The organism is Roseateles sp., assembly GCF_039595595.1.
GTDB lineage: Bacteria > Pseudomonadota > Gammaproteobacteria > Burkholderiales > Burkholderiaceae_C > Roseateles.
In genome coordinates, this window is sequence record NZ_JBCNLG010000017.1 from 49,254 (window position 1) to 70,635 (window position 21,382).

Sequence of the window (21,382 nt, forward strand, 5' to 3'; positions counted from 1 at the left end):
GATGACGCCGTCAGATGTAGCCCAGCAGCAGCAGGATGATCAGGATCACCACCACCAGGCCCAGACCGCCGCTGGGGTAGTAACCCCAGCCGCGGCTGTGCGGCCACGACGGCAACGCGCCGATCAGCAGCAGGATCAGGACGACAAGCAGGATGGTGGTGATCATTCGGACCTCCGGGTCTCGTGAATCGGATCCGCGTCCGGACGCCAGCGCGCCGCGACGCGGGGATGTCCGGGACTTGGCAACCCCTGTGCCCGCCATGCGGACGCGACCGGGCGCACACGCGGCGTGATTCGGGCGCGCGGCTTGCTCGTAAGGCGCGGCCTGCCCTTGGCCCAGCTCCCGACACCCTCATGCCCGCACGCCGCCGACCGCCCGCCGAGAAACTCGTCCAGCAGCAACTGCGCCGCTTCGGGCTGCGAGTCTGGCGGCCCGGACAGAAGGACGTGGTGGACCGGGTGCTGCGCGGACTCGGCACGCTGGCGGTGATGCCCACCGGCGCCGGCAAGTCGCTGTGCTATCAACTGCCGGCGGCGCTGCTGCCGGGGCGCACGGTGGTGGTGTCACCGCTGATCGCGCTGATGAAGGACCAGTGCGAGCGGCTGCAGGCGTTGGGCATCCCGTCCGCGCAGGTGCACAGCGGCCTGGATGCCGCCACGGCCGCGGAGCAGGAACGCGCCGCGCTGGACGGCAGCGCGCGGGTCGTCCTGCTCACGCCCGAGCGCCTGGCCGATGACGACTGGCTGGACCGCCTGGCCGAGCGGCCGACCGATCTGCTGGTGGTCGACGAAGCGCATTGCATCTCGGCCTGGGGCCACGACTTCCGGCCCGCCTTCCTGCGCATCGGCCAAGCGCGCGAGCGCCTGGGCAGGCCCCCGGTGCTCGCGCTGACGGCAACCGCCAGCGCCGAGGTCGTCGAGGACGTCGCCCGCCTGCTCGACATTCCGGCGGCGGGCTGCCTGGTCGGCGGCAGTTTCCGGCCCAACCTCCACTACCGCGTCGAGCCGCTCGTGGACGAGGAGGACAAGCGGCGGCGCCTGCTGGCGCTGTTCGAGGACGCCGCGGATCCGCCCTCGACGATCGTCTACACCGCGACCGTCAGGGCCGCCGAGTCGGTGCATGAGGCGCTGCTCGGCGCGGGCGTCGCGTCGACGCTCTATCACGGCCGGCTCCGCGCGGCGGCGCGCCATGAGGCGCAGGACCGGTTCATGCGCGGCCAGGCGCGCGTGATGGTGGCGACGAACGCCTTCGGCCTGGGCATCGACAAGCCGGACATCCGCCGCATCGTCCACTACCAGGTGCCCGCCGGGCTGGACGTCTACTACCAGGAATCGGGACGCGCCGGCCGCGACGGCGAGCGCGCGGACTGCACGCTGCTGTTCGTTGCCGGGGACCGGTCGTTGCAGCAGTTCTTCCTCAACGGCCGCTATCCGTCCGAGGCGGATGCGCAGGCCTTGATGGAGGCGCTGCGCGCGCCGCCGCCCGATGGCGCCGGCTGGACGCTGGAGGCGCTCAAACAGCGCACCCGGCGCCCGCTCACCAAGCTGAAGGTGCTGGCGGGGCTGCTCGCCGGCGAAGGCTGGCTGGCGCAGGAGGACGGAGCGCTGCGCGCCATCGCGCAGGGGCCGGAAGCCGCCCGCACGCTGGCCGAGGCGATCGCGCGCTACGAGGCCAAGGCGGGCCTGGATCGCCGGCGGCTCGAGCAGATGGTGGACTACGCCCAGAGCGGCCGGTGCCGGTGGCGGCTGATCCTGGAGGCCTTCGACGAACCGGCGGCGTTCGAGCGCTGCCATGCCTGCGACAGCTGCGAGCGGATGGACGCGCACGAACGCGAGACCGCACCGCGCGCATGAGGCCGGCCCTCCGGCGCCGGTGGCGTCCCCACGCGGCGCGCGGCGCGGTTAGGATGGCCGCTCCCGCGCTCATCCGATGGAACGACCAGCCCCCTACACCCCTCGCTCGCTGACCCGGCTGGCCGCCTGGCTGGCGGCGGGCAACCTCGTCATCGCCGCGGCCATCATCACCGCGACCTGGCTGGCGCTGCAGGCCGGCCGCGAATCCGACCTGACCCGCGCCCGCGAGACCACCGAGAACCTCGCGGCCAGCCTCAGCATCGAGATCGGTGCCGAACTCAAGCAGGTGGACAACGCGCTGTCGACGCTGGCGCTCCAGTACCGCCGCACCGCCGGCACGCCGGAGCAGGTCGCGCAGACGCTGGAACGCGCCCTCGCCGACCAGCGCAGCCTGCTGCCGCAGGTCGACGCGATCCGGATGACCGACGCGCGCGGCCAGGTCGTCCACGGCCTGTCGGCGGGCGAGAGCGCGGTGAATGTCGGCGACCGCGATTACTTTCAGCGCGCCCGCGATGGCGACGGCGCGGTGATCTCCGAGCCGCTGTTCGGACGCGTGCTGCGCAAATGGGGCATCGTCGTCGCGCGGCGGCTGGAAACCGATGACGGCGCCTTCGCCGGCGTGGTCTACACGACGCTGTCGACCGAACACTTCATCGAGGGCTTCAAGGGCCTGACCATCGGATCGGAGGGCGCCATCTCGCTGCGCACGCGCAGCCAGCGGCTGATCGCGCGCTATTCGGCCGCCGAGCCGCACTCGATCCGCGGCGTGGGCGACGTCATCGTGTCCGAGGACCTGATGCGCAAGATGGCGGCCAACCCGCAGCAGGGCTGGTACATGACGCGCACCAAGCTCGACAACATCGAGCGCATCACCTGCTACCGGCAGGTGCGCGGCTATCCGCTGGCGGTCTTCACCGGCGCCAGCACCGCCGACTTCCTGGCCGCCTGGCGCGGCGAGGCGCTGCAGCAGGCCGCGCTGGCCGCGGCGGTGATCCTGACGGTGCTGGGCTGCTCGGTGCTGGTGTTCCTGCAGCAGCGCCGCGACCGGCGCGCGGCCGCCGGGCTGCAGCGCCTGGCGCTGGAGCAGGCGCTGATGCTGGACAACGACATGGTCGGCATGATGCGGCTGCGCGATCGCACGGTGGTGTGGAAGAACCGTGCGATGGCGACGCTGTTCGGGTATGCGCCAGGCGAGTTGATCGGGCAGCCGACGCGGCTGCTGTATCTGGACGACGAGAGCTTCCGCGAGGTCGGCGACGCCGCCTATCCGGCGATCGAGTCGGGCCGGCGCTTCCGGCGGCAGCTGCGGATGCGGCGCAAGGACGGCACGCCGGTGTGGATCGACCTGAGCGGCGCGTCGGTGTCGGCGAGCGAGTCGCTGTGGATGATGGTCGACATCACCGCGCTCAAGGAGAGCGAGGCGACCGCGCAGCATCTGGCGGTGCATGACGGCCTGACCGGCCTGCCCAATCGCGTGCGTTTCACCGAGCGGCTGGCCGGCGCGATGACGCTCCTGGGCGAGCGCGTCGGGCTGGTGGCGGTGTGCTGGGTCGACCTGGACCACTTCAAGGAGTTGAACGACGAGTTCGGCCATGAGGCCGGAGACGTCGTGCTCCGGGTGGTGGCGCAGCGGCTGCAGGCCGGGGTGCGTCAGCACGATCTGGCCGCGCGCATGGGAAGCGACGAGTTCGCACTGCTGCTGACCGCGCTGCGCGCCGAGCATGAAGCGGAGCCGGCGCTGCGGCGCATGCTGGACGCGCTGCGGGAACCGGTGCGGCTGCCCGACGGCGGCCATTGCGTGGTGACGGCCAGCATCGGCATCGCGTTTGCCCCGCACCATGGCCGCCAGGCCGAGGCGCTGATGCGCCTGGCCGAGACGGCGATGACCACGGCCAAGCGCGCCGGCAAGAGCCGGATCGTGTCGGCCAGCAGCCTGCCGGGAAACACCATGAACGCCACGAACGCGCCCGCGACCTCGGTCGGACCGGATGCGCCAACACCGGTCGACGCGATCGACACCAATTCGAGCCCTGCGCCGGAACCGGGGACGGATCGGGCGGCAGGGGCGGAGCCGCCCAGGCCCAAGGATCCGGGGCCGCCGGCCGTACCGGACCATTCATTCGACGAATCCGTCGCCGGGGAGGAAGATCCCGGCGCCACGCTCGATGGCGAGGACAGCAGCCGGCTGCCGCCGTCGAAGAAGGCCCCTTGAGGGAGAGCGCCATGACCGAGGAAACCTCCAGCCCGCACGCCAGCGACCGGCATCGGGTCAACGTGCAGGACGACTATGAGCTGCGCTATTGGGGCGAGCGCTTCGGGGTCTCGCCGGAGTTGCTGCGGCACGCGGTGGATGCGGTCGGGACCAGCGCGAAGTCGGTCGAGGAGTGGCTGCAGGCCCATCGCTGACCGTCTTGCGTTCTCGCTGTTCTCACTGCACCGGGGGGGCTCGGAAGTTCGTCGCCTCGACCTCCGCCAGGAACATCGATTGCTGCATCTCTGGTTTGCCGATCCCGGCCAGCCAGGAGTGCCCAGCATGGATGCCGACACGGACCTCGCGTCTTCCCTGTCTCCCCCCGACCCCATCCCATGCGACGCTGACGCCCGCGCGATCTCGCGCCGGGGCCTGCTGATCGCCGGAGCGGGCGCCTCCGCGGCGGTCGCCGCCGGCGCGCCGCTCGACGCCGCCGCCCAGCCGGCCGCCCGCTCCGTCCCGTCCCCTCAGGAGAACCTCGTGGCCAGCACCCGCGTCACGCTCACCGTCAACGGCCAGCCCCACACGCTGGTCGTCGACAACCGCACCTCCCTGCTGGACCTGCTGCGCGAGCACCTGCAGCTCACCGGCACCAAGAAGGGCTGCGATCACGGCCAATGCGGCGCCTGCACCATCCATCTGGACGGGCGCCGCGTGAATGCCTGCCTCACCCTCGCCGTGATGCATGAAGGCGCCGCCATCACCACCATCGAAGGCCTGGGCACGCCGGAGAAACTCCACCCGATGCAGTCCGCCTTCGTCCGCCACGACGGCTACCAATGCGGCTACTGCACACCAGGCCAGATCTGCTCGGCGGTCGCGGTGCTCGACGAGATCAAGGCCGGCCAGCCCAGCCACGTGACGCCCGACCTGAGCACGCGCCCGCTGCTCTCCATCGACGAACTCCGCGAGCGCATGAGCGGCAACCTGTGCCGCTGCGGCGCCTATTCCAACATCATCGACGCGATGGCCGAGGTGGCCGGCGTCCCCGTGCCGGGCGCCGGCGACCGGAGGCCGGCATGAAGCCCTTCACCTTCGAGCGCGCGCCCTCCCCGGCCGCCGCCGTGGCCGCCGCCGCGCGCCAACCCGGCGCGCGCTTCATCGCCGGCGGGACCAACCTGCTCGATCTGATGAAGCTGCAGATCGAGACACCCGCCCACCTGATCGACGTCAACGGCCTCGGCCTGGACCGCATCGAGCCCACCACCGAGGGCGGCCTGCGCATCGGCGCGCTGGTGCGCAACACCGACCTGGCCGCCGATCCGCGCGTGCGCCGCGATTACGGCGTCCTCTCACGGGCGCTGCTGGCCGGCGCGTCGGGGCAACTGCGCAATCGCGCCACAACCTCCGGCAATCTGCTGCAGCGCACGCGCTGCCCCTACTTCTACGACACCGATCAGCCCTGCAACAAGCGCCGGCCGGGCAGCGGCTGCTCGGCGATCGGCGGCATGAGCCGGTCGCTGGCGGTGATCGGCGTCAGCGACGCCTGCATCGCGCAGCATCCGAGCGACATGGCCGTGGCGATGCGCCTGCTCGACGCGACCGTCGAGACCTCGCGCGCCAATGGCGCCCCGCGGCGCATCCCGATCGCCGATTTCCACCGCCTGCCCGGCGACACGCCGCACATCGAGACGGTGCTGGAACCCGGCGAGCTGATCACCGCCGTCACGCTGCCCCGCCCGCTCGGCGGGACGCAGCTGTATCACAAGGTCCGCGACCGCGCGTCGTATGCGTTCGCGCTGGTGTCCGTCGCCGCGGTGATCCAGCGCGATGGCAGCGGCCGCTTCGCCGTTGGCGGCATCGCGCCCAAGCCGTGGCGCGTCGAGGCCGCGGAGGCGGCGCTGCGCCAAGGGGCCGCCTCGGCGGCGCGCCTCGTGCTCGCCGGCGCGAGGCCGACGGCGGACAACGCCTTCAAGCTGCCGCTGGTCGAGCGCACGCTCGCCGCCGTGCTGGCGCAGGCCTCGACCTCCGGGAGGACCGCATGAAGTTCGACACCCCCGCCACCACCAATCCGATCGACCAGGGCCGGATCGTTGGCCGGCCGACCGACCGCATCGATGGACCGCGCAAGACCACCGGCACCGCGGCTTACGCCTATGAGCGCCACGACGTCGCGCGCAACGCGGCCTATGGCGTCGTGGTCGGCGCCGGCATCGCCAAGGGCCGCATCGCCGCGATGGACGTCCATGCCGCGGAGAACGCACCTGGCGTGCTCGCCGTGGTCACCGCGAAGAACGCGGGCAAGCTGGGCAAGGGCCGCATGAACACCGCCTCGCTGCTGGGCGGCCCGGCGATCGAGCATTACCACCAGGCCATCGCGGTCGTCGTGGCCGAGACCTTCGAGCAGGCGCGCGCCGCGGCGGCCTTGATCCGCGTCGACTACGCGCCGGAGCCCGGCGCCTTCAGCCTGGCCCGCGCGAAGGATCAGGCCAAGCCGCCCAAGCAGGACGACGGCCCTGGCGGCACGCCGGCCGAGACCCGCGTCGGCGACTTCGACACCGCCTTCGCGCAGGCTGCGGTGAAGCTCGACGAGACCTACACGACGCCCGACCAGACCCACGCGATGATGGAGCCGCATGCGACGCTGGCCGTGTGGGAAGGCGAGCGGCTGACGGTCTGGACCTCCAACCAGATGATCGACTGGGGCCGCGGCGACCTGGCGCGCACGCTCGGCCTGCCGCGCGACAAGGTGCGGCTGATCTCGCCCTTCGTCGGCGGCGGCTTTGGCGGCAAGCTGTTCCTGCGCGCGGACGTGCTGATGGCGGCGCTCGGCGCCAAGGCCTCAGGCCGGCCGGTCAAGGTCGCGCTGCAGCGCCCGCTGATGATGAACAACACGACGCACCGGCCCGCGACCATCCAGCGCATCCGTATCGCCGCCGGCCGCGACGGCCGCATCACCGGCATCGCGCACGAGAGCTGGTCCGGCGATCTGCCCGGAGGCAGCCCGGAGACCGCGGTCGCTCAGACGCGGCTGCTGTACGCCGGCGCGCACCGGATGACGGCGATGAAGCTGGCGGTGCTCGACCTGCCGGAAGGCAACGCGATGCGCGCGCCCGGCGAGGCGCCCGGGCTGATGGCGCTGGAGATCGCGATCGACGAGATGGCGGAGCGGCTCGGCATGGACCCGGTGCAGTTCCGCATCCTCAATGACACGCAGGTGGATCCGGAAAAGCCGGAGCGCCCCTTCTCGCAGCGGCGCCTGGCCGAATGCCTGCGCACCGGCGCCGAGCGCTTCGGCTGGAGCCGCCGCGCCGCGCCCGGCCAGCGGCGCGAAGGCCCCGGCGGCCGCTGGCTGATCGGCCTGGGCATGGCGGCGGCCTTCCGCAACAACCTGGTGATGAAGTCCGCCGCGCGCGTGCGCCTGGACCGCCATGGCCTGGTCACCGTCGAGACCGACATGACCGACATCGGCACCGGCAGCTACACCATCCTGGCGCAGACGGCGGCGGAGATGATGGGTGTCGGGCTCGAGCAGGTCGTGGTGCGGCTGGGCGATTCGGCGCTGCCGGTGTCGGCGGGCTCGGGCGGCCAATGGGGCGGCAACAGCGCGTGCTCCGGCGTCTATGCGGCCTGCGTCGCGTTGCGCGAGGCCGTGGCGAAGAAAGCGGGACTCGATCCGAAGGACGCGGTGTTCGCCGAGGGTCAGGTGCGCGGCGGCGGGCGCAGCGCCGCGCTCGGCGACGTCGCGGGCGTCGAGGGTCTCGCGGCCGAGGACCGCATCGAGTTCGGAGAACTCGACAAAAAGTACCAGCAGTCGACCTTCGGCGGCCATTTCTGCGAAGTGGCCGTCGACGCCTACACCGGCGAGGTGCGCGTGCGCCGCATGCTGGCGGTGTGCGCGGCGGGCCGGATCCTGAATCCGAAGTCCGCGCGCAGCCAGGTCATCGGCGCGATGACGATGGGCGTGGGCGCGGCGCTGATGGAATCGCTGCACGTGGACGAGCGCCGCGGCTTCTTCGTCAATCACGACCTCGCCAGCTACGAGGTGCCGGTCAACGCCGACATCCCGCACCAGGAGGTGATCTTCCTGGACGAGACCGACCCGATCTCATCGCCGCTGAAGGCCAAGGGCGTCGGCGAACTGGGCATCTGCGGCGTCGCGGCGGCCGTGGCCAACGCCATCCACAACGCCACCGGCGTGCGCGTGCGGGACTATCCCGTCACGCTGGACAAGCTGTTGAAGGGCTTGCCAGCGTAGAGACTTCACTCGGGATCGTCGTCCTAGTCCTCGCCATCGGAAATGATCTCCACGTCATAGGTGTAAGCCGGCGCCGTAGCCGGCTTCGATGGCGAGCGCGCCAGGACTGGAGAGCCACCAGCAAGGCCACGCGCATCGCCCGACGCCGAAGTGGTGGGTCGCGGCGCACCGATCGTGCACTGCAAAGGTCCGCGGAGGTGGCGCAATTCAATGGTCCGTCCAAGGGTGTCCAACTGCGCCAGACGGATGTACGCGTCGCGCCCCAGGTCGAGTCGCAGCGCGCTGCCCTCCACGTGCAGCACATCCAGTTCAGTCCCGTCACCCAGCGTCAGTTCCTGCTGCGCGCCGCTGGGCGCGCTGTGCCGGATCCTCATCACGATCTCTTTCACACTGGACCGTGCGCCGACGCGCAGGCCGAGCGCCTGCAGCGTCAGCTTGCCATCGATGTGAACGCCGTACCCGAGACCGACATCCCCTCGCTCGGAGGTCACGTCCCCTGCGATCATGCAATGGTCGAGTTCGATGTGCCCCCGCTCGGTGCAGATCGATCCTTCGAGTGAAGCGCCCTTGCACAACGTCACTGGACCGTCCTCCGTCCGAATGGCGATCGGATCCTGCCTGCGAACCAGGGCATCTTTGAGGACCATGGCGTTCTCGAGCGTGACGCCTCCGTGCGTGGCCACGATGCGACCTCGGTGCGTGTGACCGTTGCGCAGGATCAGCGGGCGATCTTCGCGTTCCAGCAGGCCATTTGTTTCTCCCCTGCCTTCATGGACAAGGGGACGAGGCCTGCGGATTTCAGCATCCGCGTTCGAGGCTGAAAGAGACGATTGCGCGGTCGTCGCAAGAGAAATCGACTGAGGAAACATCGCGGGCGTCCGAAGCTGGAAAGCCCATCAGTTGGCATCTCACCGGTTTCTGGTTCAGGAGCGGCGACAGTGCGAACAGTCCGGCCCGCCGCTTGCCCACCCCATCGCCAAGGATCACCTCCGATGAAACTGCTGCTGATCGAAGACGAAGACAAGCTCGGCGACTACCTGCGCAGCGGCCTGACGCAGGAGGGCTATGTCGTGGACCTCGCGCGCGATGGCGTCGACGGCCTGCACCTGGCCAGCGAAGCGGCCTACGACCTGGTGTTGCTGGATGGCGTGCTGCCGGGCATCGACGGCTTGGCGGTGCTGGCCGCGCTGCGCCAGCAGGATCACACCCGAGCCCTCCCCGTGCTGATGCTCACCGCCCGCGCCGAGGTCGAGGACCGCGTCCGCGGCCTGCAGGCCGGCGCCGACGACTACCTCGTGAAGCCCTTCGCGTTCTCCGAACTGGTCGCACGCATCCAGGCGCTGCTGCGCCGCGCGAACGCGGCCCCGCCCGCCGAGGCGGCGGTGCTGCGGCTCGCCGACCTGGAGGTCGACCTGCTGCGCCGCAAGGTCCATCGCGCAGGACAGCGGCTCGATCTCACACCCAAGGAACTCGCCCTCCTGACGCTGCTGCTGCGGCGCGAGGGACAGGTCTTGTCCCGCACCGAACTGGCCGAGCAGGTCTGGGACATGAACTTCGACAGCGAGACCAACGTGGTCGAGGTGGCCGTGCGGCGCCTGCGCGGCAAGCTCGACAAGCCTTTTGGCCGGCCGCTGTTGCACACGGTGCGCGGCATGGGCTACGTGCTCGAGGACCGCGCACCGGCAACCGCCGGCATCGCCTGATCTGAAACGTTTCGCCACACCTGTGACGGCGGCGCAAGGCCACCGGGCACGCCGATTGCCATGCGTCCTGGTTGGAACAGAGGTCCCGTTCCAGGAGCGATTGATGTCCTTGTCCCTTTCCGAAAATCCTGTTGCCGCACCCGCGCGCGCGAACTACCTGCTCGCCCAGATGCCGGCGGAGGACCAGGCGCGCTGGGCCTCGCAGCTTGAGACCGTCGAGCTGCTCAAGGGCCGCGTGCTGTTCGAGGCGGGCAGCCCTGCGCTGCACGTGTACTTCCCCATCACGGCGATCGTGTCGATGATCCACACGACGCATTCCGGCGACGCGGCGCAGGTCGCGATGATCGGTGTTGAGGGGGCCGCCGGCCTGGCCGCGGCGATGGGCGGCGAATCGCCGGCCTGCCGCGCCGTGGTGCAGCGCGCCGGTCTGGCGTTCCGCATGCGCGTCCCGGCGGTGCGCGAGGAGCTGCTGCGCAGCGGCCCCGTGGTGCAGCGCCTGCTGCGCTACCTGCAGTCGCTGATCACGCAGATCGCGCACACGGCGGTGTGCAATCGCCATCACTCGCTGGAACGTCAGCTGTGCCGCTGGCTGCTGCTGTGCCTGGACCGGCAGCATGGCCATTGCGAGCTGTCGGTGACGCAGGAGCTGATCTCGAACCTGCTGGGCGTGCGCCGCGAGGGCGTCACCGAAAGCGCCCAGCGCCTCCAGGCCGCCGGCCTGATCCGTTACTCCCGCGGACATATCGCGGTGCTGGACCGGCCGGGGCTGGAGGCCCGGGCTTGCGAGTGCTACGCCCTGCTCAAGCAGGACTTCCTTCGCTTGCTGCCCCAGGAACCCGACGGCGTGGACGCGGCCACCTCTGCCACCTTCGCGCCCGTCGCCGTGCAGGCCTGAGGACCACCAGCCCCGGGATCGAGGGCACCCGCATGCCCTGTGGGGATCCCGGGACCTGCGACCGGCCCGCGCGGGGCCGGTCTCCCGATCACTTCTCCGACCGGGTGCGGCGACGCGCCACGAAGCCGACCGCGCACAGGCCGGCCAGCAGCATCGCGTAGGTCGAGGGCTCCGGCACGGCAGCCGCGAAGTTGATCGAGCCACCGCCCTGACGGATGCGGAAGCCGCCGGCAAACGGCTCCACCTGCGAGGTCGTGTTGGAGAACGACGTCAGCGCCATGTTGTAGAGCGGCAGCGAGGTCTGGAAACCGGGCACCAGCCAGTTCATGGTCAGCTTGGCGTTGGCCGACGGGTTGAAGGTGCCGTCGCCCAGCGGCGTGGTCGCCACGGTGCCCAGCACCAGCGAGCCCGAAGCCAGCGCGACCTCATTGGCGGCCGTTTCGGTCGGGTTGTTGCCGCTGAAGCCGAACGATGCCGTGCCGTTGTAGCCGTACAGCGTGTAGGTCAGCGAGGTCAGCGTGCCGCTGGTGGACACCTGGCCGGGGTTGCCGTTCTGCGTCAGCGTGCCGGCGCCGTCGAAGCGGATGTAGAACCCGTAGTCCGAGTTCAGACCGCTGGAGGGCAGCGTGGTGCCGCCCAGCTGAGCCGCGCTGACCGACAGGTAGCCCGATTCAGTGAACGAGTCGTTCGCGCCGAAGGTGATGGTCGAATAGTTGGAGACCAGCAGGTTGTCGGCGGTGAACGAGGAGCCGTTCAGGCCGGCGGCGGCCGGGTCCCAGGTGAATTGCGGCAGCGCGGAGGCGCTGGCGCTTGCAGCCGCGAGGGCGAGGGCCAGCAGGGTACGCTGGAACGCCACGGGCTTGCGGGAGAGCAAAGGCAGGGTCATGGTGGTTGCTCCGATAGAAAGATGTCCGCACATCGCGGACGCTGAAGTTCACCACCCGCTACAGAGGGAGTCTGTGCGTCCACCCACATAAAAAACCGCCCCTGCGCGGATGTACCGCGAAGGTGCGACGAAAGGGGGACGCCGTGCCTGGAAGGCCCCCGCATTCGCGGGGATGGGCCGCGTGGCGAAAATCCCGCAGCCCCCGATGCCATCGGGGCCAAATCGAATCACGAGGCCGCGAATTACTGCGCTCGCGAACGCCTTTTCCGCGTCTCCGGACAGGGACCCGCGCCGGAGAATCGCGCATCCCGACGTTCATTCCCCGCGCCGCCCCGGGCGCCCGCACCTCTTGTCCGCCATGCCGCAGTCGCCTCGCTCCGCCGCTTCCTCCGCTCTCTCCTCCACGGCCGCTTCCGGCATCGCCGGGCTGATGCTCGGCCAAGTGGTGCTCGCGCTCGCGATGCATCACGGACGCTCGGTGGAGGGTCTGGGCTTCGCGCTGGTGTTCCTGCTGGCGGGCGGTGCGGCGGTGGCCTGCTTCCTGGCGCATCGTCATCAGCAACGCCGTCCCAAGACCGAGCCCGCGCCGCTGCGCTTGTGGATCGCCGCGCTCGCCGCGGGCGTGCTGGCTTCGATCTACGCGACCGGGTCGCTCTGAGGTGCGCCGTGGGAAGCGTGGCGGGCACAGTGCTTGCCATCCATCGCGCGATGCCAGCCTTCTGTCACATCGCTACCTCCCCCATCGTCGCGTCGCTCGCCCGTGAGTGCTCCGCGCCGGTGACACCTTGGTGTGGTGGAAGGCCGGCTTCGCCGCACCGGCCCCGCAACCGGCGCGGCTGAGCAGCGCCGGCGGCGCCCGGGCGCTGCCGGCGGCTTCTCTCGCCGCCTCGTCCTTCTGAACCGCGTTCGCTAGTCCTTATCGGCGTCGGCGTCGGCGTCATCCGCGTGCTCGGGATCGGGGCCCGCGGACGGATCGTCGCCGCTGGCCAGGTCCTCGACGTCGATCGACGCATCGATGTCATCGGGCTGCGGCTCGCTGCTGACGCGGTCGGGCAGGATGTCCGCCGCATCCAGCTCCCCGCCGGGCGTGGCCGAGGCCCGCTCGCCGGTGCCGAAGCGATCGGTATCGCTGCCCTTGTCCGCCGGCGTCGCGCCCAATTCGTCCGGATCGTCCGGTCCGGTGCTCATGCGGCGCTCGCCAAGCACATCGCTGCCACTGTCGGAGCTGTCGCTCGGACCGAGCGCGTCGGTCCCGCGCCCCTTGGACTGCTCCGGCGCCGGCGTGCCGCCAAGAATGCTGCTCGTGGCCATCATGGTTCTCCTTTGCAAGACCTCGCGGTCGTTGCAGGAGATTCGGCAAGCTTGGGGCCCGCGGCACCAGCGCGCGCGACGCGCAATCTGCGCGCGATTGACGCGCGCTCAGTGCGCGCTCAATGCGAGCTCAATGCGAGCTCAGTGGGCGTGCTCACCGTGGCCCATCTCCTTGGCTTCCTTGCCGTCCTTCGCCATTGCCGGCGTATTGAGCGCGCGCGCCGTCGCCTTCACTTCGACGGTCTGGCGAGCGCCGGACTTGTCCTCGAAGGTCAGTGTCAGCGGCACCGTGTCACCGGCCTTCACCTGCGCGGGCAGGTCCAGCAGCATCACGTGGTAGCCGCCTGGCTGCAGCGCGACCGGCTTGCCGGCCGGCAGGTCCAGCGCGGTGATCTGGCGCATGCGCATGACGTTGTCCTGCATCGCCATCTCGTGGACTTCCGCCTTGGGCGTGAGCGGCGTGCTGACGCCAACCAGCCGCGTGTCCTTCGCTGCGGTGAGCTGCATGAACGCGCCGGTGGCGCGCTGCTGCGGCACGGTGGCGCGGACCCAGGCGTCCTTGACGACCACCTGCGCCTGCACGGCGGCCGCCAGGGTGAGGCCTGCGATGAACGTGAAGGCGCGAGCGGGGTGCTTCGAAGAGATCAGGGAAACGGTCATGGGAATGTCCTTGTTGAAACGAGGCATGGGAGGAAGAAGGAGAAGACAGCGAGGAAGGGGCTCACGGGATCAGCAGCTGACGCACGTCGCTGGCGACGTCGGCGGCGCTCATGTCGCGCTTGATGGCCAGGCGCAGCCGCCCCTGAGGGTCGAAGAGGTAGCTGAGCGTCGTGTGGTCCAGCGTGTAGCTCGAGCCGGTGGGCATCTTCTCGAAGTAGACCTTGAAGTCCTTCGCCACCGCGGCCGTGCCGGGCAGGTCGGTCCACAGGCCGAGGAAGCCCGGATCGAAGGCGGTCGTGTAGCTGCGCAGCACCGCCGGAGTATCGCGCTCGGGATCCAGCGTCACGAACAGCACCTGCAGGTGGTTCGCGTCCTTGCCGAGCAGTTGCCGCACGGCGGCGGCGCGGGTCAGCGCGGTTGGGCACACGTCGGGACATTGCGTGAAGCCGAAGAACAGCAGCACGGCCTTGCCGCGGAAGTCGGCCAGGCGGCGAATGCGGCCATCGGGATCCTTCAGCGCGAAGTCGCGCCCATAGGACGCGCCGGTGAGGGAGACGCCGTGGAACGGCGGTTCCTTGTCCTGGCACGCGGCCAGGGCGGAGAGAGCCGCCAGCGCGCTCACGAGAGCGGCGCGGCGGCTCATGTCGGTGTTCAACATGAGAGGGTCCTGTCGGAACTCGGGCCCCCGGGCGAGCAAGCGCGCAGCCTCACCGCCTTCCGGGGGATCAACGGGGGTTCAGGCCAGGAGGGGCGGCGCGCGCGCGAGGGCCGGCGTCCACGCGAAGAGCGGACGCGGCGAGGACAGGAACAGGCGAGGCGCCTCGAACCGCAGCGCGTCCGGCGGCGTCCACTGGACGCCGGCTGGCGGCAGCGCCGGCGCGCCATGGTGGATGGCGCAGTACGGGCATTCCATGGCCGCCTTCATCGGCGTGTGCTCGCCGGAGCCGGAGCCAGCATTGGCCGCGGCCTCGATCAGCACGAACCTGGCGCCGGTGGCGGAGCAGATCTCCGCGAAGGTCGCCCCCTGTTTCGCGAGCACCGCATGCGACAGCGACGGCAGCATCGCCGCCAGCAGGATCGTGAAGGCCACGAGCCATGCCAGGCGTTGGATCGAGGTCCGCGTCGCGTGCATGGGGCGGCATTCTAGGGGCCGGAACCGGATCATGCCGGCGCCCGCTCATCCGCCGGAGCGCTTCTGGTAGATCCGCTCCTTCGCGGCGATCTCGACGTACTGGCCCGCATGCTGCGAGAAGCGCAGCGTCTCGCGCGACCCCAGGCCCAGGAAGCCGTTGCGGCACAGCGCCTCGGTGAAGAGGCCGAAGGCACGGTCCTGCAGCGCGCGGTTGAAATAGATCAGCACATTGCGGCAGGACACCAGCTGCACCTCGGCGAACACGCTGTCGGTGGACAGGCTGTGATCGCTGAAGACAATGCGGTCCTTCAGCGACTTGTCCATCAGCACGTGGTCGTACGCGGCGGTGAAGTGCTCCGAGAGCGCGCCCTTCCCGCCTGCCGCGCGGTGATTGGCCGAGAAGCCCGCCGCCAGATCCAGCCGGTACACCCCCGCCTGCGCCTGCGCGAGCGCCTCCTGGCTGATGTCCGTCGCGTAGATCAGCGTGCGTTCGAGCAGGCCCTCCTCCTTCATCAGGATGGCCATCGAGTACGCCTCCTCGCCCGCGCTGCAGCCCGCCACCCAGATGCGCAGCGACGGAAAGGTGCGCAGCACCGGCACCACCTGCTCGCGCAGCGCGAGGAAGTACTCCGGGTCGCGGAACATCTCGCTGACCTGCACCGTCAGGTCGGCCAGCACCGAGCGGAACACCTCCGGCTCGCGCAGCACCCGCCCCTGCAGCACCGAGAGGTTGCCGCAGCCAAAGCGCTGCATCGCCGCGCGCAGCCGGCGCCGCAGCGAGCTGCCGGCGTAATCGCGGAAGTCGTAGTGGTAGCGCTCGTAGATCGCTTCGAGGATCAGCCGGACCTCGATGTCCTGCTCATGCGATCCCGGCGGGCCGGCGGGTCCGTGCGCCATCGGCCGCCGGTCCTCAGCGCGGCATCCAGACGCGGACCAGCGAGAGCAGTTTCTCGATGTCCAGCGGCTTGGCGATGTAGTCGTTGGCGCCAGCGGCCATGCACTTCTCCTGATCGTCCTTCATCGCCTTGGCGGTCAACGCGATGATCGGCAGCCGTTTGAGCTCAGGCCGAGCGCGGATCTCGCGCATTGCGGTGTAGCCATCCATCTCCGGCATCATGATGTCCATCAGCACGAGGTCGATCGGCGCCTTCGCGCCGGGCCCCTGCAGCGGCGCATCGAGCCGCTCCAGCGCCTCGCGCCCGTTGCGCGCGATGTCGACCTTCACGCCCTTGGGCTCCAGCACCGCCGACAGCGCGAAGATGTTGCGCACATCGTCCTCGACGATCAGCACGCGCCGCCCCTCCAGCATGTTGTCGCGCGCGCGGACCTCCTTGAGCATGCGCTGGCGCTCGGGCGGCAGCTGCGATTCGACCTGGTGCAGGAACAGCGTGACCTCGTCCAGCAGGCGCTCCGGCGAGCGCGCGCCCTTGATGATGATGGAGCGCGAATAGCGCCGCAGCTGCTGCTCCTGCTGCGGTGACAGCGAGTGCCCCGTGTAGACGATCACCGGCGGGAAGGCCACGTCCTCCTGCCGCGCCATCTGGTCGAGCAGGTCGTAGCCGCTCATGTCGGGCAGGTTCAGGTCCATGACCATGCAGTCGAAGGTCGACTGGCGCAGCGCGTCCAGCGCCTGGGCCGCGGTCGCCACGCCCTGGATGCGGACCTCGTCCGCGGCCAGCAGGTGACGGATGCTGTCGAGCTGGCGCGCATCGTCCTCGACCACCAGCACCGTGCGCATGCGCTGGGAGAACTTGGCCTCGAGCTTCTTCAGCGCGGCCTCCAACTCCTCGCGCTTGACCGGCTTGAAGGCGTAGCCGATGGCGCCGCGCTCCAGCGCCTCGTGCGTGTAGTCGGCCACCGAGATCACGTGCACCGGGATGTGCCGCGTCAGCGGCTCGCGCTTGAGCCGGTCCAGCACCCCCAGGCCCGAATGATCCGGCAGGTTCATGTCGAGCAGGATCGCACTGGGCGCGTAGCGCTGCGCCACCGACAGGCCGTTCTCGGCCGTGTGCGCCATCAGGCAGACGAAGCCCATCTCGCGGATCAGGTCGCGCAGGATCAGCGCGAAGCGCGGATCGTCCTCGATGACCAGGATCGCGCGGTCGCCCGGCACCCAGGACAGGCGGTCGTCGTCGAGCTGCGGCAGGCGCGGATCGGGCGCGGCGGGCGCCGGCTCGCGCAGCAGCGAGACGGCCAGGTCGTCGGCCGCTTCCTCGTCGGAGCCGGCCGGCAGCACCGCGCCGAACGTCGATGCCGAGACCGGCGCCATCGCGGGCGGCGCCGTCAGCGGCGCCTGCGCGGGCGACAGCGGCCGCGGGCGGTCCTCGTCGGCGGGCGCCTCGTGGCGCAGCGGCAGCACCAGGCTGAAGGTCGAACCCTGCCCCGGCTCGCTCTGCAAATGGATGTCGCCGCCCAGCAGGCGCGCCAGGTCGCGCGAGATCGAGAGCCCCAGCCCGGTGCCGCCGTACTTGCGATGCGTGCTGCCGTCGGCCTGGCGGAAGGCCTCGAAGATCAACGCCTGCTGATGCGGCGCGATGCCGATGCCGGTGTCCTTCACCGCGAAGGCCACGCGCCCGTCCGCAGTCGCGCCGACCTCCATGCGCACCGAGCCGCGCTCGGTGAACTTGAGCGCGTTGGACAGCAGGTTCTTCAGGATCTGACCCAGCCGCGACTCGTCGGTCTCGATCCACTCCGGCGCCCCCGGGGCCATCTGCAGTCCGAAGGCCAGGTTGCGCTGCGCCGCGATCGGCGCGAACACCTGCGTCAGCTGCTGCAGCAGGCGCGGCAGCGACACGCGGTCGACCTGCATGTCGACCTTGCCGGCCTCGATCTTGGACAGGTCCAGGATGTCGTTGATCAGCGTCAGCAGGTCGTTGCCCGCCGAGGTGATGGTCTGCGCGAAACGGACCTGCTCGTCGGTCAGGTTGCCTTCCTTGTTGTCGGAGAGCAGCTTGGCCAGGATCAGTGTCGAGTTCAGCGGCGTGCGCAGCTCGTGGCTCATGTTGGCCAGGAACTCGCTCTTGTACTGGTTGGAGCGCTCCAGCGCCTCGGCGCGCTCCGTCAGCAGCGTCTGCGCCTGGGTCAGCTCGCTGCGCTGCATCTCCAGCTGCCGCGCCTGCTCTTCCAGGCGCACGTTGCTTTCCTCCAGATCGGTCTGCTGGCGCTCCAGCCGCAACTGCGAGTCGCGCAGCGCATTGCCCTGCTCCTCGAGCTCCTCGTTGGATGCGCGCAGCTCTTCCTGCTGCATCTGCAGTTCCTCGGCCTGGCGGCGGCTTTCCTCGAGCAGCGATTCGAGCCGGCTGCGATCGCGCGCGGCGCGCAGCGCCATCGCGACGGGCTCGGCGACGCGAGCGAGCAGCTCGCGCTCGGCCTCACCGACCCGGTGCAGGTAGCCGAGCTCGACGACGCCGTGCACGCGGCGATCCAGGCCGACCGGCGCGATCAGCAGCTCGGCCGAGCCGGCGCGGCCCAGCGACGAACTGACCGGCAGGTAGTCCGCCGGCAGCGCCGTCACATGGGCCGGGCGGCGATCGCGCACGGCCTGGCCGAGCAGCGTGTCGCCGCCGCGCACCACCGGCGGCGCATCGGCCTGCGGCACCGGCAGCGCATAGCCGCCCACGCGCAGGAAGCTGCCATCCTCCTGCGACACGTAGAAGGCGCCGACCCGCGCGCCGGTCCAGCGCGCCAGGAAGCCGGTGGCGATCTCGGCCAGGCGCTCCACATGCGGATCGCCTTGCAGCTCGGTGCCCAGGTGGGCCAGGCCGGCCTTGATCCACTCCTCCGTCTTGGCCGCGCGATAGGCGCGCGAGCTCAGCACCGCCGCGACGATGGTCAGCACCAGCAGCAGCGCCGATCCGCCCCACATGACCGCGGTGGTCTGCTGCACGGCCGCGTCCCAGAGCGCGCGCCGCTCGGTCGCGCGTTCGCGTTCCTCGCGCTCCATTTCGCCAAGCAGCGTGCGGATGCGTTCCATCAGGATGCGGCCGCGGTCGCCCTGCACCACCGTCACGGCGCCGACGCCATCGCCCTTGCGGCGCATGACGATCGATTCCTCCATCTCGCCGAGCTTGGCCTTGAAGAGCTGCTCGACGGTCTCGAGCCGCGCCAGCTGCGGGCGGTAGTTCTGGAACGCGGCGCGCAGGCGCTCGGTCGCCGCGGGGATGGTCACCTGCGCGGTGTTGAACGGAATCAGGTAACTGTCCGAGCCCGTGATCAGGAAGCCGCGCTGGCCGGTCTCCGCGTCCTTCACCGCGGAGCCGAGCGCCTGGATCTGTTCCTGTACCGCGAGCGAGCGCGCCATGGCGTCGGCCGATTCCGACTGCCATTGCTGAGAGCGCCAGGAGAACCACGCCGTGACCAGGATGGTCAGCGCGGCCACGATGAAGCCCAGCAGCGTCGGCAGCGGCAGCCAGTCCAGATGACGGGGCGTCGATCCGCGAGAGAAGCCGGAATCCAGGGGAGTCTTCGTACCGTTCATTCGTTCATTCAATCATTCGCGGGGCTCGCCGCGGGCGTTGACGGTCACGGTCGCGCCCGGCGGCTGGCGGGTCTGCATGTAGTGATCCTGCCCCTTGAAGCGATAGGTGACGTCCCAGTACTGCGGCGCGCCTCGGTCCGGCACCGCGCCGCAGCGCTGCACGTTGCGCACGTCCTTGCGGTTCACGTTGCTGCCGACCACCGCGCCGCCGATGGCGCCGGCCGCGGTCGTCACCGCCTGACCGCTGCCGCCACCGAACTGGTGCCCCAGGATGCCGCCCAGCACGCCACCGATGACGGCGCCGCCGACGTTGGGCCGGTCGCGCACTTCTTTCTGCTCGATCCAGCAGCGCTGTTGCTCGTCGCCCATCACCGCGCGCACGGACACGACCTGCGCCTGATAGAGCGCCTCCTCGCCGCGGCGATAGAAGGTCGGCTCCGGGTCGGGGCCGTAGCGATCGCGCCCGACGTCCATCTTCTCGTCGACGCGGCGCGCGGAGCTGATGCGGTTGTCCAGGCCCATCGAGCGCAGCGACGGATAGCTGCCCGGCTGCAGCACCCGGCAGCGGCCGTGGTAGCCGCGGTCCTCGCAGACCTCCCAGCGCTCGCCGCGCACCTCGATCGAGGACGCGCGGTCGTCGAAGCCGATCTCCTTCAGAAAATTCACCTGCGAGTCGATGCCGGCCGTGCGGCCGCGGAAGTTCTCGTTCTCGTAGAAGGTGATGTCGGCCATCGCCTGGCTGGCCAGCGCGCAGGCGGCGGCCGCGACGGCCGCCTTCATCGCGCGAACGGTGCTTCGGTTCATGACGGTCCCCATCGTGGTTGGAATCAACGCTCCGACTGCAGCCGGGGCAGGAGCAGCTCGAACAGCGTGCCCTGCCGGGCTCGCGAGGCGCCGATCAGCGACCCGCCATGCGCGCGCGCGACCCGCTCGGGCTCCTGCAGGCCCGGCCCCACCTGGGCCGCGGACATGCCCGAGACCGGCTCGCCGCCGCCGAACAGATGCAGGGAGGCCTCGGTGTCCAGCACGTTGTCGAAGCTGATCCGCAGCGCCAGCGAGCGCTGCGCGCCACCGTCGACCTGGATGCGCAGCGTGCTGTCGCCGGCATGGGTGGCGGCCTGCATCAACAGCTGGTCGACGGCCTGGGCCATCAACTCGGGATCGAAGTCGCCGCGCGTGTCCCCGATGCGCTCGAAGGCCGGCGGCGACCACAGCACCGTCTGGTTGCTCTCGATGTCCAGCCGCTGCGCGGCCAGCGTGGCCAGATCGCCGCTCACCGCCCGCACCTGCAGCAGTTCGCACGGGCGGCGCGCCAGGCTGCCCAGGTGGTCCACCTGGCGCCCCAGCAGCGTCGCCGCCGCCTTCACGCGCTGGCCGGCCTTCTGCAGCGAGGGGGACTCGGTCTGGCGCAGCAGCAGTTCGGCGTTGAGCATCATCACCGACAGCGGGCTGCGGATGTCGTGGCTGAGCGCGCTCAGCATCAGCGCGTTCACGCGCGCCAGGCGCTCCTGCTCGACGATGCGCTCGGCCAGCAGCAGGCGCTGGCGATGCAGGTCGGCGAAGACCGCGACCTTGCTGCGCAGCACATGCGCGTCCACCGGCTTGTAGATGAAATCGACGGCGCCGGCCTCGTAGCCCTTGAAGCTGCGCAGGGTCTCCTGCGAGCCGGCGGTCAGGAAGATGATCGGCACGTGGCGCGTGCGCTCCGCGCCGCGCATCAGTTCGGCGAGCGTGAAGCCGTCCATGCCCGGCATCTGCACGTCCAGCAACGCCAGCATGACGTCGTGCACGAGCAGCAACTCCAGCGCCTGCGCACCGCTCTCGGCGGTCAGGACCTGCAGGCCGGAATCGGCCAGCAAGGCTTTCATCGCGAGCAGGTTCTGCGGCTTGTCGTCCACCACCAGCACGCTCATCGCTTGCGTCACATCACTCTCCCAATCGTTGGTCTTGTCGTCGATGACAGCGGCAACCGGCAAGGGACGTGCCCACGACATCTCGGGAGAAACCCGCATGCC

At 70.3% G+C, this 21,382-nt stretch carries 20 protein-coding genes; 9 read left to right on the forward strand and 11 right to left on the reverse strand.

The genetic code is table 11. The features are described 5' to 3' along the window. Positions 1–10: 10 nt before the first annotated feature. Entirely contained in the window at positions 11–166 is a 156-nt protein-coding gene (locus ABDW61_RS18635; RefSeq protein ID WP_343640794.1) for a DUF3309 family protein, read from the reverse strand. 188 nt (positions 167–354) lie between these two features. Here ABDW61_RS18635 and ABDW61_RS18640 point away from each other — a divergent pair, with 188 nt between their 5' ends. The 6 genes from ABDW61_RS18640 (at position 355) to paoC (ending at position 8,303) form a co-directional block, all read left to right on the forward strand. Further along, positions 355–1,854 (forward strand): RecQ family ATP-dependent DNA helicase, encoded by a 1,500-nt coding sequence (locus ABDW61_RS18640; protein ID WP_343640795.1) that lies wholly within the window; start codon positions 355–357, stop codon positions 1,852–1,854. Positions 1,855–1,930: 76 nt separating this feature from the next. Next, the gene (locus ABDW61_RS18645; RefSeq protein WP_343640797.1) at positions 1,931–4,066 is read left to right on the forward strand and encodes a diguanylate cyclase; all 2,136 of its coding nucleotides are present in this window, start codon (positions 1,931–1,933) and stop codon (positions 4,064–4,066) included. A gap of 11 nt (positions 4,067–4,077) precedes the next feature. Continuing rightward, positions 4,078–4,260: a DUF3606 domain-containing protein gene (locus ABDW61_RS18650; protein ID WP_343640798.1), complete on the forward strand. Its 183-nt coding sequence runs from the start codon at positions 4,078–4,080 to the stop codon at positions 4,258–4,260. 127 nt (positions 4,261–4,387) lie between these two features. Beyond that, positions 4,388–5,128 carry an aldehyde dehydrogenase iron-sulfur subunit PaoA gene (paoA, locus tag ABDW61_RS18655; protein WP_343640799.1) on the forward strand — a complete coding sequence of 247 codons (741 nt, stop codon included), beginning with the start codon at positions 4,388–4,390 and terminating at the stop codon, positions 5,126–5,128. Continuing rightward, positions 5,125–6,090 carry a xanthine dehydrogenase family protein subunit M gene (locus ABDW61_RS18660; RefSeq protein WP_343640801.1) on the forward strand — a complete coding sequence of 322 codons (966 nt, stop codon included), beginning with the start codon at positions 5,125–5,127 and terminating at the stop codon, positions 6,088–6,090. The genes paoA and ABDW61_RS18660 overlap by 4 nt, the downstream gene beginning before the upstream one ends. After that, the gene (gene paoC, locus ABDW61_RS18665; protein WP_343640803.1) at positions 6,087–8,303 is read left to right on the forward strand and encodes an aldehyde oxidoreductase molybdenum-binding subunit PaoC; all 2,217 of its coding nucleotides are present in this window, start codon (positions 6,087–6,089) and stop codon (positions 8,301–8,303) included. The genes ABDW61_RS18660 and paoC overlap by 4 nt, the downstream gene beginning before the upstream one ends. 23 nt (positions 8,304–8,326) lie before the next feature. Here paoC and ABDW61_RS18670 read toward each other — a convergent pair whose 3' ends face one another. Beyond that, entirely contained in the window at positions 8,327–9,172 is an 846-nt protein-coding gene (locus tag ABDW61_RS18670) for a hypothetical protein (RefSeq protein ID WP_343640804.1), read from the reverse strand. Positions 9,173–9,295: 123 nt separating this feature from the next. Here ABDW61_RS18670 and ABDW61_RS18675 point away from each other — a divergent pair, with 123 nt between their 5' ends. Further along, positions 9,296–10,006, forward strand: coding sequence for a heavy metal response regulator transcription factor (locus ABDW61_RS18675; RefSeq protein WP_343640806.1), 711 nt, complete (start codon positions 9,296–9,298; stop codon positions 10,004–10,006). A 103-nt stretch (positions 10,007–10,109) separates the two neighbouring features. After that, complete coding sequence (locus ABDW61_RS18680) at positions 10,110–10,901, forward strand: Crp/Fnr family transcriptional regulator (protein ID WP_343640808.1); 792 nt, start codon at positions 10,110–10,112, stop codon at positions 10,899–10,901. An 88-nt stretch (positions 10,902–10,989) separates the two neighbouring features. Here ABDW61_RS18680 and pepA read toward each other — a convergent pair whose 3' ends face one another. Then, the gene (gene pepA, locus ABDW61_RS18685; RefSeq protein ID WP_343640810.1) at positions 10,990–11,787 is read right to left on the reverse strand and encodes a flocculation-associated PEP-CTERM protein PepA; all 798 of its coding nucleotides are present in this window, start codon (positions 11,785–11,787) and stop codon (positions 10,990–10,992) included. A 358-nt stretch (positions 11,788–12,145) separates the two neighbouring features. Between pepA and ABDW61_RS18690 the strand changes: the two genes are divergently transcribed. Continuing rightward, a complete protein-coding gene (locus tag ABDW61_RS18690) occupies positions 12,146–12,445 on the forward strand; it encodes a hypothetical protein (RefSeq protein WP_343640812.1) in 300 nt (99 codons plus the stop codon). A 251-nt stretch (positions 12,446–12,696) separates the two neighbouring features. Here ABDW61_RS18690 and ABDW61_RS18695 read toward each other — a convergent pair whose 3' ends face one another. The 8 genes from ABDW61_RS18695 to ABDW61_RS18730 form a co-directional block, all read right to left on the reverse strand. Beyond that, positions 12,697–13,098: a hypothetical protein gene (locus ABDW61_RS18695; RefSeq protein WP_343640814.1), complete on the reverse strand. Its 402-nt coding sequence runs from the start codon at positions 13,096–13,098 to the stop codon at positions 12,697–12,699. A gap of 141 nt (positions 13,099–13,239) precedes the next feature. After that, positions 13,240–13,758: a copper chaperone PCu(A)C gene (locus ABDW61_RS18700; protein ID WP_343640816.1), complete on the reverse strand. Its 519-nt coding sequence runs from the start codon at positions 13,756–13,758 to the stop codon at positions 13,240–13,242. Positions 13,759–13,819: 61 nt separating this feature from the next. After that, positions 13,820–14,416 (reverse strand): SCO family protein, encoded by a 597-nt coding sequence (locus tag ABDW61_RS18705; RefSeq protein ID WP_343640818.1) that lies wholly within the window; start codon positions 14,414–14,416, stop codon positions 13,820–13,822. Between the two features lie 78 nt (positions 14,417–14,494). Then, complete coding sequence (locus ABDW61_RS18710; RefSeq protein ID WP_343640820.1) at positions 14,495–14,890, reverse strand: DUF2946 domain-containing protein; 396 nt, start codon at positions 14,888–14,890, stop codon at positions 14,495–14,497. A gap of 45 nt (positions 14,891–14,935) precedes the next feature. Beyond that, the gene (locus tag ABDW61_RS18715; protein WP_343640821.1) at positions 14,936–15,787 is read right to left on the reverse strand and encodes a protein-glutamate O-methyltransferase CheR; all 852 of its coding nucleotides are present in this window, start codon (positions 15,785–15,787) and stop codon (positions 14,936–14,938) included. Positions 15,788–15,800: 13 nt separating this feature from the next. Continuing rightward, on the reverse strand, positions 15,801–19,367 hold the full coding sequence (locus ABDW61_RS18720) for a response regulator (protein WP_343640822.1): 3,567 nt from the start codon (positions 19,365–19,367) through the stop codon (positions 15,801–15,803). Positions 19,368–19,379: 12 nt separating this feature from the next. Next, entirely contained in the window at positions 19,380–20,171 is a 792-nt protein-coding gene (locus ABDW61_RS18725) for a beta/gamma crystallin-related protein (protein WP_343640823.1), read from the reverse strand. A 23-nt stretch (positions 20,172–20,194) separates the two neighbouring features. Further along, positions 20,195–21,292 (reverse strand): response regulator, encoded by a 1,098-nt coding sequence (locus tag ABDW61_RS18730; RefSeq protein ID WP_343640825.1) that lies wholly within the window; start codon positions 21,290–21,292, stop codon positions 20,195–20,197. Positions 21,293–21,382: the final 90 nt, after the last annotated feature.